The organism is Actinoplanes rectilineatus, assembly GCF_000962825.1.
GTDB lineage: Bacteria > Actinomycetota > Actinomycetes > Mycobacteriales > Micromonosporaceae > Actinoplanes > Actinoplanes rectilineatus.
The window spans coordinates 1-10,015 of the sequence record NZ_JZKF01000150.1 but is presented as its reverse complement, the minus strand read 5'-3'; the positions used below and the strand labels follow the sequence as shown (position 1 = coordinate 10,015).

Annotated in this window: 12 protein-coding genes; 4 read left to right on the top strand and 8 right to left on the bottom strand. The window is 71.4% G+C overall.

The genetic code is table 11. The features are described from left to right. Nucleotides 1-39 precede the first annotated feature (39 nt). The gene (locus WH85_RS44920) at nt 40-1,203 is read left to right on the top strand and encodes an acyl-CoA dehydrogenase family protein (RefSeq protein ID WP_045748343.1); all 1,164 of its coding nucleotides are present in this window, start codon (nt 40-42) and stop codon (nt 1,201-1,203) included. Beyond that, on the top strand, nt 1,193-2,272 hold the full coding sequence (locus WH85_RS44915) for a CaiB/BaiF CoA transferase family protein (protein WP_045748341.1): 1,080 nt from the start codon (nt 1,193-1,195) through the stop codon (nt 2,270-2,272). Before WH85_RS44920 ends, WH85_RS44915 begins: the two co-directional genes overlap by 11 nt. 14 nt (nt 2,273-2,286) lie before the next feature. Here WH85_RS44915 and WH85_RS47975 read toward each other — a convergent pair whose 3' ends face one another. From WH85_RS47975 to WH85_RS44895, 4 genes are all read right to left on the bottom strand, one after another. Further along, nucleotides 2,287-3,324 carry a GGDEF domain-containing protein gene (locus WH85_RS47975; RefSeq protein WP_052721282.1) on the bottom strand — a complete coding sequence of 346 codons (1,038 nt, stop codon included), beginning with the start codon at nt 3,322-3,324 and terminating at the stop codon, nt 2,287-2,289. A gap of 3 nt (nt 3,325-3,327) precedes the next feature. Beyond that, nucleotides 3,328-4,887 (bottom strand): methyl-accepting chemotaxis protein, encoded by a 1,560-nt coding sequence (locus WH85_RS44905; RefSeq protein WP_045748340.1) that lies wholly within the window; start codon nt 4,885-4,887, stop codon nt 3,328-3,330. A 134-nt stretch (nt 4,888-5,021) separates the two neighbouring features. Continuing rightward, nucleotides 5,022-5,369 carry a UBP-type zinc finger domain-containing protein gene (locus tag WH85_RS44900; protein ID WP_045748339.1) on the bottom strand — a complete coding sequence of 116 codons (348 nt, stop codon included), beginning with the start codon at nt 5,367-5,369 and terminating at the stop codon, nt 5,022-5,024. Between the two features lie 15 nt (nt 5,370-5,384). Beyond that, entirely contained in the window at nt 5,385-5,765 is a 381-nt protein-coding gene (locus WH85_RS44895) for a winged helix-turn-helix transcriptional regulator (protein ID WP_045748338.1), read from the bottom strand. Between the two features lie 119 nt (nt 5,766-5,884). Between WH85_RS44895 and WH85_RS44890 the strand changes: the two genes are divergently transcribed. Next, nucleotides 5,885-6,739: an SDR family oxidoreductase gene (locus tag WH85_RS44890; RefSeq protein WP_045748337.1), complete on the top strand. Its 855-nt coding sequence runs from the start codon at nt 5,885-5,887 to the stop codon at nt 6,737-6,739. 33 nt (nt 6,740-6,772) lie between these two features. Here WH85_RS44890 and WH85_RS44885 read toward each other — a convergent pair whose 3' ends face one another. After that, nucleotides 6,773-7,243: an aminoacyl-tRNA deacylase gene (locus WH85_RS44885; protein WP_045748336.1), complete on the bottom strand. Its 471-nt coding sequence runs from the start codon at nt 7,241-7,243 to the stop codon at nt 6,773-6,775. 6 nt (nt 7,244-7,249) lie between these two features. On the opposite strand from WH85_RS44885, the gene WH85_RS44880 reads away from it, so the two are divergent. Beyond that, nucleotides 7,250-7,645 (top strand): DUF427 domain-containing protein, encoded by a 396-nt coding sequence (locus WH85_RS44880; RefSeq protein WP_245674374.1) that lies wholly within the window; start codon nt 7,250-7,252, stop codon nt 7,643-7,645. Here the strand turns inward: WH85_RS44880 and WH85_RS44875 are convergent. The 3 genes from WH85_RS44875 to WH85_RS52610 all read right to left on the bottom strand — a co-directional run. Then, a complete protein-coding gene (locus WH85_RS44875) occupies nt 7,597-8,610 on the bottom strand; it encodes a TIGR03617 family F420-dependent LLM class oxidoreductase (protein ID WP_045748334.1) in 1,014 nt (337 codons plus the stop codon). The genes WH85_RS44880 and WH85_RS44875 overlap by 49 nt on opposite strands. Before the next feature lie 228 nt (nt 8,611-8,838). Then, nucleotides 8,839-9,777, bottom strand: coding sequence for a P1 family peptidase (locus WH85_RS44870; RefSeq protein ID WP_045748333.1), 939 nt, complete (start codon nt 9,775-9,777; stop codon nt 8,839-8,841). 10 nt (nt 9,778-9,787) lie between these two features. Next, nucleotides 9,788-10,015: hypothetical protein (locus WH85_RS52610; protein ID WP_211275647.1), on the bottom strand; the 228-nt coding region annotated here is incomplete at its 5' end.

Below are 10,015 nucleotides of genomic sequence, written 5' to 3'. Positions count from 1 at the left end.
CTTGTTGACACATCGCCAACAGTGTTTCAGGGTGTGTCGATGCCGACGCCTGGACTGCACGGCTACACCGAGCCGTGGCGCGAACCGGAACACGACGATCTGGCCGAGATGGCCCGGACCTTCTTCCTCAAGGACGTTCTCCCCCACACCGCCCGTCTGGAGGCCCAGGGCCATCCGGACCGGGAGCACTACCGCCGGGCCGGCGAGCTGGGCCTTCTCGGATTGTCCGTCCCGGAGGCGTACGGCGGCGGTGGTGGCGATTTCACCCACGAGGCCGCGCTGTTGCACGAACAGACGATGGCCGGCGAGGGTAGCCTCGGTCTCGCGGTCCACAGCGGCATCGTGACCGGATACCTCGTCACTTTCGGCACGGAAGAGCAGAAACAGCGCTGGCTGCCGGGCCTGTGCAGCGGCGCGCTGGTCGGCGCCATCGCGATGACCGAGCCGGACGGCGGCTCCGACGTCCAGGCGATACGGACCCGTGCGGTCCGCGACGGCGACGACTACCTGGTCAGCGGCGCCAAGACCTTCATCACCAACGGGCACATGGCGGACCTGGTGGTCCTCGCGGTCAAGACCGATCAGTCCGCCAAGGCGCGCGGCATCTCCCTGCTGGTCGCCGAGACCACCACGGAGACCGGTGGCTTCCGGCGGGGCCGCACCCTCGACAAGATCGGTCTGCACGCCAACGACACGGCCGAGCTGTTCTTCGACGATTTCCGGGTGCCCGCGGCGAACCTGCTCGGCACCGAAGGCGCCGGATTCGTCCAGCTGATGCAGAAGCTCCCCCAGGAGCGGCTGGTGATCGGGGTGGGGGCCGTCGCGGCCATGCAGCGGGCCGTCGAGCTCGCCACCGCGTACGCCAAGGATCGAAGAGCCTTCGGGAAGGTCCTGCTGGACCACCAGAACACCCGGATGGTGCTCGCCGAGTGCGCCACCCGCACCCGCGTCTCCCGGGTCTTCCTGGACGACTGCATCGCCCGGCACGTCCGCGGTGAGCTGGACGTGGCCACCGCCGCGATGGCCAAGCTGTACCTGACCGAGGGGCAGTGCGAGGTCGTCGACCGCTGCCTGCAGATCTTCGGTGGCTACGGCTACACCACCGAGTACCCGATCGCCCGGATGTACGCCGACGCCCGGGTGCAGAAGATCTACGGCGGCACCAACGAGATCATGAAGGAGCTGATCGCCCGTGCCCTCTGACGACCGGACCGGCCCGCTGAGCGGCATCCGGGTGGTCGAGCTCGCCGGCCTCGCCCCTGGGCCCTTCGGCTGCATGCTGCTGGCGGATCTCGGCGCCGACGTGGTGCTCGTCGACCGGCCCGGCGGCACCGGACTCGACGGTCCGCTGCAGCGCAACCGCCGGGTCGCCACCCTCGACCTCAAGTCCCCGGACGGCGTCGCCGAACTGCTCAGCCTCGCCGCCCGGGCCGACGTCCTGGTGGAGGGACACCGGCCGGGCGTGGCCGAGCGTCTCGGTCTCGGTCCGGACGTGTGCCAGAACCTCAACCCCCGTCTCGTGTACGCGCGGATGACCGGCTGGGGTCAGAGCGGGCCCCTGGCCGCCGACGCCGGGCACGACATCGACTACCTCGCGGTCGCCGGGGCGCTGGAACCGCTGGGCCGTCCCGGCCAACGCCCGCACGCGCCGGTCAACCTGCTCGCCGACTTCGCCGGTGGCGGCATGCTGCTGGCGGTCGGGGTGCTGGCGGCACTGCTGGAGCGGGAGCGTTCCGGGCGGGGACAGGTCGTCGACGCCGCGATGGTGGACGGTTCGGCGCTGCTCACCACGTTCCTGCACGGGATGATCGCCGGCGGGGCGTGGTCCGGCGGCCGGGGCGGGAACCTCCTCGACGGTGGAGCGCCGTTCTACGACACCTACGAGACGGCCGACGGCCGGTACGTGGCGGTCGGCGCGCTGGAACCCCGGTTCTACGCCGCGCTGCTCCGCGGGCTCGAGGTCGTTCCGGCGACGGAACAGCAGGACCGGGACGGCTGGCCGGAACTGCGGCGGCTGTTCGCGGCCCGGTTCCGGACCCGCACCCGGGACGAGTGGGAGCAGGTCTTCACGGGAGCCGACGCCTGCGTCAGCCCGGTCCTCTCCCCCACCGAGGCGCCACGGCATCCGCACAACGTCGCCCGCGGCACCTTCGTCGACGTGGGCGGGGTGGTACAGCCGGGGCCGGGACCGCGCTTCTCGCGTACCCCCGTGAAGGAACCGGCCGTGCGGGAGGCGACCACCGTGACCGAGGTCCTGGCCGGCTGGAAATGACCGGACGGCGGTGATCAGGCGGCTGTCTCGGCGGCGATGGGGCCGCGTTTGTCGCGGTACATCGCGGCGTCGGCCTCGGCGGTGAGCACGTCGAGGCCGGCCGCACCGCCCGCCGGCCGCGACGCGATCCCGATGCTGACACCGACCGTCACCGTCCGGTCCGTGCCGATCTCCACCGGCCGCCGGATCGCCGCGCGCAGGCGTTCCACGATCGGCGCGGCCTGATCCGGTCCGGTCTCCGGCAGCAGGACCAGGAACTCGTCACCGCCCAGACGCCCGGCCAGCCCCGCCGCGCCGAGCACGCCGACCAGGCGGGTACCGATCTCGTGCAGCAGCAGGTCGCCGACGGCGTGACCGTGGGTGTCGTTGACCTTCTTGAAGCCGTTGAGGTCGAGCAGCAGCACCACCAGGGGCCGGGCCGCGCAGTCGTCGGCGTACCCGGCGAGCTGCGCCCGGTTCGGCAGTCCGGTGAGCGGGTCGTGGGTGGCCTGGTGCTGCAGCGCCCGGCGGGTCTCCTGCAGGTCGGCGAGGTGCCGGGCCAGCGCCGACGACTGGCTGCCGGTGATCACCGCGATCATCAGGTTGAGGAAGATCGCGCCGGTCCGCTCGGCGGCGATCGGCACCACCGGGGCGATCAGCGCCGCGGAGGTGGCCGCCCAGACCGCCATGGCGCCCGGCAGGCGGTTGCGGCTGGCGCCGATCACGATCGGCAGGGCGAGCAGCGGCCAGGTGGCCTGACCGGTGTACCGCTGGGTCTGTGCCACGAACGCCGTCACCGTGACGGTGTCCAGGACGGTCTGCAGGATGCTGAACCCGGTGTACCGGTCCGCCGACGGCCTGCGCCGGTTCAGGAACGACAGCACGCAGGTGGCCGCGAGCAGCACCGCCACGACCACGCAGACCTGCTCCACCTGCGGCGCGGGGTCCGCCGGCCCGATCCCGCCGACACCCAGACCGAACAGCGCCGTGGCGATCGACCCGATCGCCCGGGTCACCAGGCTCGCGGTCTCGGAGGCCCGGCGCCGCGCCCGAAGCGACTCGTCGATCAGCATCGGTCAGAACCGGAACCCGCCCACCAGGGTGCGCAGTTCCTCGGCCGTACGCGACACCTCGCCGCTGGCCTCCCTGGTCTGGTTGATGCCGGTGACGGTGGCGTTGCTGGCGTCCGACACGTCGCTGATGTTCGCGGCGATCCGGCTGGACCCGGCGGCCACCTCGGCGATGCTGCGGCTCATCTCGCCGGTGGTCGCGGTCTGCTGTTCGACCGCCGAGGCGATGGTGGTCTGGAAGTCGTTGATCTGCGCGATCACCTCGGACACCCGGTTGATCACCTCGACCGCGCCGTTGGTGTCGTGCTGGATGGCGGTGACCCGGGCGCCGATGTCCTCGGTGGCCTTCGCCGTCTCCTGGGCCAGGTCCTTGACCTCGCTGGCCACCACGGCGAACCCCTTGCCGGCCTCGCCCGCGCGGGCCGCCTCGATGGTCGCGTTCAGCGCGAGCAGGTTGGTCTGCTCGGCGATGCTGGTGATCAGTTTGATCACGTTGCCGATCTCGGCGGACGACTCGCCGAGCTGCCGGATGGTGTCGGTGGCCCGGGCCGCCTCGTTCACCGCGATCCCGGCGATCTGCACCGCCTCGCTGGTGTTGCGGGAGATCTCCCGGATCGACAGGCCCATCTCCTCCGAGCCGGCCGCGACCGACTGCACGTTGCGGGAGATCTCCTCGGCCTCGGTGGCGGCCGAGTTGCTCTGCCGGTCGGTCTTGTCCACCGCGTCGGCGATCTGCCCGGACACCCCGGCCAGTTCGTTGGAGGCGACGGCCAGCCGGTCGGCGTCGTGCGCGATGGTGCCCATCGAACTGCGCAGTTTCTCCAGCGACCGGTCCAGGGCGGTGGCCATCGAACCGAGCTCGTCTCTGCTGGTGATGTTGCTGCGGGCGGTGAGGTCACCCCGGTCCAGGGCCTCGAGGACCGCGCCGAGGACCCGGATCGGCCCGAGGATCGACCGGACCATCGGGATCGCCATGCCGATGAGCAGGCCGAGGGCGAGCAGGACGACCACGATCGCGGTGTTGCGGACCGAACTGACCGTGGTGGCCATGTCGGTCTTCTGCTGCTCGATGGCCGCCTCCACCTTGCCGGTGAGGTCGTCGAGATAGCCGTCGGTCTTGTCGTTGGCCTCCGGGATCTCGTCCAGCCGGGCGATCACCGACTTCGGGCTCGCCACGCCCGCGGTGACGAAGTCACTGATGAACGTGTTGAAGTCGGTGAAGTCCGCCCGGTAACCCTCGAAGGCAGCCAGGAGATCGGCGGGCAGGCCGGCGGCCTCGACGGCGTCGGCAGCCTCGGTGGCCGACACGACGTCGTCCTTCACGTCGCCGGTGACGTCCTGGCCGAGCGCCGCCCGGTAGGCGTCGACCTTCAGCTCGCTCTGCCGGTTGTTCAGGTGGTTGAGGGCGGCCAGGCCGGCCTCCAGGGCGCGCAGTTCCTCGGCCTGGCCGGCCAGGCGGGACTGGCCGGCGAGCGTGATCGCCGCGGACACACCGAGCGCCAGGGCGCCGGTGGTGACGATGATGCCCAGCCGTTTGGCCAGGCCGATGTCCTGCAAGCCGCTCATGCGCCCTCCACCGTCCGTCGTCACCTGCCCATCGACCGTGACGCGGATCACCTGAGGAAGCGCTTCAGCTCCCACCGTGGCATCCGGCTCCTGTCACGGCCTCTGTTCCGGCGGAGGAACGGCCTGTCCGGGGCTCAGCGGTGCAGGCGGCTCCGCCACTCGACCGGGACCGCGCCGGCCGGGCCCGGGACCGGCTGATCCTCGGGGCGGCTGGTCGGCGGGGCCAGCTCGGGGCCGGTGAACGCCTGCTCGCTGCTGAAGTCCCAGAACCAGTCCTCGCCGGGCTCGAAGGACTGGACGACCGGGTGGCCGGTCGCCGCGAAGTGGCCGGTGGCGTGCTGCGCCGGGGAGGAGTCGCAGCAGCCGACATGGCCGCACTCGGTGCAGCGGCGCAGGTGGAACCACCAGCCGCCGGCGGCGAGACAGTCGGCGCAGCCGGTGCCGGACGGCGGGACATCGGTTCGGATCTCGGGGCTCGTCACGCCCGGAAACCTATCTCACGCGTGTGTCCGGTCGTACGCCTGCTGCGCCTCGACGACCTGGACGATCTCGCCCTCGAGCAGGTCGATCAGGGCCTGCATCCGTTCGGCGACCTGCGCGCCGAGCGGGGTGAGGCTGTATTCCACCCGCGGCGGGATGGTCGCCTGCACCTCGCGCCGCACGAGACCGTCGCGTTCCAGCGACTGCAGCGTCTGGGCCAGCATCTTCTCGCTCACGCCGTCGACGCGGCGGCGCAGGGCGTTGAATCGGTAGGAGCCCTCGTGGAGGGCGGCGAGAGCGAGACCGCCCCAGCGGCCGGTCACGTCGGCCAGCACTCCGCGGGACGGACACGCCCGTGCGAAAACGCTGGTTATCAGCTCGTCATCGGGTTCGTCCATGACATAGACGATACCTAGGCACACCGCACTGTTCCCCGTGACTGTGCTCACCCCTGGTTGGCACTTTCCAAAAGTTAGTGCATTCTCGTGGCAGGCAAGTCCCCACCTAAGGAGTCACCATGAGCATCGCCGTCACCGGAGCCACCGGACAGCTGGGCCGTCTCGTCGTCGAGGCACTGATCACCCGCGGCACCGCGCCGTCCGAGATCGTCGCCGTCGTCCGGGACAGCGCCAAGGCCGAGGCCCTGAGCGCCCGGGGCGTGCAGGTCCGGGTAGCCGACTACGACGCCCCGGAGACACTCACCACCGCGTTCGCCGGCGTCGACAAGCTCCTGCTGATCTCCGGCAACGCCGTCGGCCAGCGAGTGCCGCAGCACACCGCCGTGATCAACGCGGCCAAGGCGGCGGGCGTGGGCTTCCTCGCGTACACCAGCCTGCTGCGCGCCGACACCAGCACACTGGGCCTCGGCCCCGAACACAAGGCCACCGAAGAACTGATCGCCGCCTCCGGCATCCCGTACGCGCTGCTGCGCAACGGCTGGTACATCGAGAACTACACCGGCAACCTGGCCGGCGACATCGAGCACGGCGCGATCTACGGCGCCTCCGGTGAGGGCCGGATCGCCGCCGCCACCCGCGGCGACTACGCCGAGGCGGCCGCCGCGGTGCTGATCTCCGGCGAGACCGGCGTCTTCGAACTGGGCGGCACCACCCCGTTCACCAAGGGCGAGCTCGCCGCCGCCATCGCGCAGCAGTCCGGCAAGCCGGTCGAATACCGCAACCTCTCCGTCGCTGACTTCCAGGCCGCCCTCGTCGGCGCCGGCCTCCCGGAGGCGTTCGCCGGCCTGCTCGCCGACACCGACGGCAAGGTCGTCGACGGCGAACTGGACACCGACAGCACCGACCTGCAGCGCCTGATCGGCCGCCCGTCCACCCCGCTGGACGACGCGATCGCGACCGAGCTGAAGGGCTGAGCGTCCCCTCCTCACCGGGACGCCCGGGAACCCCTAGGCTTCGTCGGTGACGTCGGCGAACGTCCCCCGCAGGGCCTCCACCGCCGCGTCGGCGCCGACCCGGAGCGCGACACCACGCTCCCCGGCGCCGAGCGCGACGAACCGCCCACGGGTCCGCTCGTCGGCGATCACCGGCCAGGCGGTCGACGCGCCGAACGGGGTGATCGTGCCCCGCTCGTACCCGGTGACGTCCTTCGCCGTCGCCGCGTCCGGCATGGACAGCCGGTTCACACCGAGCAGCGCCCTCAGTTTCGGCCAGGAGATCACCCGGTCCCCCGGGACCAGCACGAACAGGTAGTCGCCGGCGGCGCGCCGCACCACCAGGGTCTTCACCAGGTCACGGACCTCGACCTGATGGACGGCCGCCGCCTCGGCGACACTGCTGACCGGCCCGTGCCGGACGACGTCATGTGCGATGCCCGCGGCGGTCACCGCGGCGATGGCCGGACTACTCACAATGATCATCGTACGATGCGAGGTAGGCTCGCCTTCATGGCCGACAAGCCGAGACTCACCCCCGGACCGAACCACCCCATCACCGTCACCCCGAGCGGCGACCACATCGTCGTGACGGCCGGCGGTCGCGTGGTCGCCGACACCCGCGCCTCCCTGACGCTGCAGGAGGCGAACTATCCGCCGGTGCCCTACATCCCACTGAGTGACGTGGACACCAGCCTGCTCACCCGCACCGACACGACGACGTGGTGCCCCTACAAGGGCGAGGCCACCTACTACGCGGTCACCGAGGGCAGGGACGCGGTCTGGGAATACCAGGACCCGTCCGAGGCGGTCGCCGCGGTGAAAGGGCACGTCGCGTTCTACCCCGACCGGGTCGACAGCATCGCGGTCACCCCGGCGACCAGCTGACGGTCCACCTCGTACGGGGTGTACAGGGAGATCCGGTCGAGAACACCGCCGAACCGCTTGCGCAGGGCGGCGGCGACCACGGCCGGGTCCCCCACCACCGCGAAGGCGTCGAGCACGTCGTCGTCGATCGCAGCGGCCATCTCCGCCCACGCCTGCCGACGCGACAGCAGGTTAAGACGGTCGGCCAGCTCACCCCAGCCGTGCGCCTCGAGCAGCGGACGGTACGCGGGCGTCGAAGCGTAGAACGCGATCTGCTCCCGGACCGCCCGTTCCGCCTCCCGCCGGGCGGCCTCGTCCGCGCCGAGAACCACCATCACCGACATCTCCAGGGAGAATCCGTCCAGATCACCGCCCCGGGCGCCCCGCAGCAACGGCACCAGATGCCCGTGGAGATAGTCGGCGCTGGTCAACGGATGCACGAGGAGACCGTCGGCGACACGGCCGGCCGCGCGCACCATCAGGTCACCGACGGCGGCGAGCGCGATCGGCGGATTGCCGAACCGGTTGGGCCCCGGATTGAAGTAGTCGGACATCAGGGTGTGCCGGTAGAACTCGCCACGAAACATCAGCCGGTCCCCGGTCTCCCACGCCGCCCAGATCGCGCGAACAGCGGCGACGAACTCCTCCATCCGGGCGGCCGGCTTCCCCCAGGGCATCGCGAACCGGCGCTCGATGTGCGGCTTGACCTGCGAACCGAGCCCCAACCGGAACCTCCCCCGGGAGATCAGCTGCAGGTCGTTGGCGAGCACGGCGACACTCATCGGATTGCGCGCGAACGCGACAGCGATCGCCGACTGCAGCGAGATCCGGGTGGTGGCCCGCGCGGCAAGGGTCAACACGGTGAAGACGTCGTGCCGGGTCTCGGCGGCGGCGAACCCGTCAAAGCCGTCAGCCTCGGCGAGCACCGCGGCTTCCTCGACGTCGTCGGGTGAGGCGGTGACCGCAGCGGTGACGTCCACGAGCATGGCCACACCCTAACCCGCGAACCGATCCATCAGCCGGGACGCTGAATCCACGCCTCGCCGTGCACCGGCACACCGGCCGGCGTCCTACGCCACCCCAGTCATCCGGATTCCCGATAAGCGGTGCGGCCGCTCGGCAACCACTGCCTGCGGTCGGGCTTCTTGTTGCTGCTTCCGGCCGACGTTCCTGTTCGTGGGTCGCGGGTCGTGGGTCGTGGGTCGCGGGTCGTTTCAGGAGACCGCGGCGCGGATGGCGTCGGCCATCACCTCGGAAGCCGTCGCCCGCAACAGGTCGAGATCGGTCTCCCCGGCTTCGCCGGTGGCCAGGGCAACCACGGCGTCGCCGTCATAGCGGGAGTGGGCCGGATGAACAGCCCGGGCGAACCCGGTGTGCCCGCTCTGCGCCAGCAGGAAGCAGTCCGTCTTGCTGAGCCGCGCATTGGTGATCAACACGGCGATGGTGGTGTTTCCCCGCCCGAACACCGGTGCGGCAATCTCGCCCCCGCCATCAGCGGCGAAGAGCGGCCGCCCGTCGACGCCGAGAACGTCCCCCCACGGATTGACCACAGCCACCGCCGCAACCCGGACGGTCGTCCCGCTGTCGGTCGCTCCGCCGGTGCTCGTGCCGCCGGTGCTCGTGCCGCCGGTGCTCGTGCCGCCGGTGCTCGTGCCGCCGGTGGTCACCGCGCGTTCCGCCGTGCCGATACCTCCCGGCGCCAGGCCACCCCGCCACTTGCCGGAATGGGCGCCCGCACCGGCTCCGACCGTACCCCAGCGAAGGTCCTCACCGCTCAGAGCGGCAAGCGCGGCAGCACGTCCCTCCGCAGCACCCGGCGGCTCCCCCGCCACCGACCCGTCGAAGATCGACATCCCCACCACGATCGGCACCGGCCCGAACGGCGTCGCCAGCCCGTCCCCGCGCTCCCGGAGCAGCCGCATCACACCGTCCCCGGCCGCCAGCCCGAACGCCGACCCACCCGACAACACGACAGCATCCACCCGGTCGACCAGGCGATGCGGTTCAAGCAGCGCAAACTCGCGAGTGGCCGGAGCCCCGCCCCGCACCTCCCCGGATGCAACGGTCCCCGGCGGCGGCAGGATGACCGTCACCCCGGTCCCGTCCCCGGTCCAGTGCCCAGCCCACGCCGACAGCAGTTGCGGTTCACTCACGCCCGAAACGCTACGCGCCGTCGCTCGCCGCCCCGAACCGGGCAGCGACCGGCCCTGCTTCTCCGGCCCTGCTTCTCCGGCGCGGCCCCAACGACTCGGAGTGCCCAGCAGGAGAGGTCTCGTAGGCGCACCCGGCGTCGACCGCCGACCACTCCTGACAGCGGTCCGGGAACCCTGGTGGATGGCGCATCCGCAGCCGCATCCCGGGCCGGGCAGGCCGGGCGGGCCGGGCCGGGCC

Excerpts from the sequence above, each read along its gene's own strand:
- WH85_RS44895 (WP_045748338.1), bottom strand. The coding sequence starts at position 5,765 with ATGGACGAACCCGATGACGAGCTGATAACCAGCGTTTTCGCACGGGCG.
- WH85_RS44880 (WP_245674374.1), top strand. The coding sequence starts at position 7,250 with ATGCGAGGTAGGCTCGCCTTCATGGCCGACAAGCCGAGACTCACCCCC.
- WH85_RS44905 (WP_045748340.1), bottom strand. The coding sequence starts at position 4,887 with ATGAGCGGCTTGCAGGACATCGGCCTGGCCAAACGGCTGGGCATCATC.
- WH85_RS44875 (WP_045748334.1), bottom strand. The coding sequence starts at position 8,610 with ATGCTCGTGGACGTCACCGCTGCGGTCACCGCCTCACCCGACGACGTC.
- WH85_RS47975 (WP_052721282.1), bottom strand. The coding sequence starts at position 3,324 with ATGCTGATCGACGAGTCGCTTCGGGCGCGGCGCCGGGCCTCCGAGACC.
- WH85_RS44920 (WP_045748343.1), top strand. The coding sequence starts at position 40 with ATGCCGACGCCTGGACTGCACGGCTACACCGAGCCGTGGCGCGAACCG.
- WH85_RS44890 (WP_045748337.1), top strand. The coding sequence starts at position 5,885 with ATGAGCATCGCCGTCACCGGAGCCACCGGACAGCTGGGCCGTCTCGTC.
- WH85_RS44885 (WP_045748336.1), bottom strand. The coding sequence starts at position 7,243 with ATGATCATTGTGAGTAGTCCGGCCATCGCCGCGGTGACCGCCGCGGGC.